Genomic DNA, 254 nt, shown 5'->3' with positions numbered 1-254 from the left:
ATCGAGGCGCTCACCGACGAGGCCGCCGCACGGTGCTGGCAGAGCAGCGTCGACCGCGCACCACACCAGCGCGAAGGCAGCGTGCGGTTCACGAGCGAGGAGGTCGTCGTCGAGGAGGCCGCCGCACTCGAGATGGCCGGCCGCCAGGACATGCGGATGCGGATGGCGATCGGCCCGAAGACGCACCAGGCGCTCACCGAGAACATGTCCGCCCAGCAGGCCGACGTCATCCGTTCGGTAGCTACCAGCGACCG

Annotated in this window: 1 protein-coding gene; it reads left to right on the top strand. The window is 70.1% G+C overall.

The window, feature by feature from the left end:
- Nucleotides 1-254 (top strand): hypothetical protein (locus tag AXK60_RS27285; RefSeq protein ID WP_175400115.1); only part of this gene is annotated, 254 nt, incomplete at both ends.

It is taken from the genome of Tsukamurella pseudospumae (genome assembly GCF_001575195.1).
Lineage (GTDB): Bacteria > Actinomycetota > Actinomycetes > Mycobacteriales > Mycobacteriaceae > Tsukamurella > Tsukamurella pseudospumae.
Note: the sequence above shows the minus strand (reverse complement) of the source record. Positions and strands in the feature narration are given on the sequence as shown.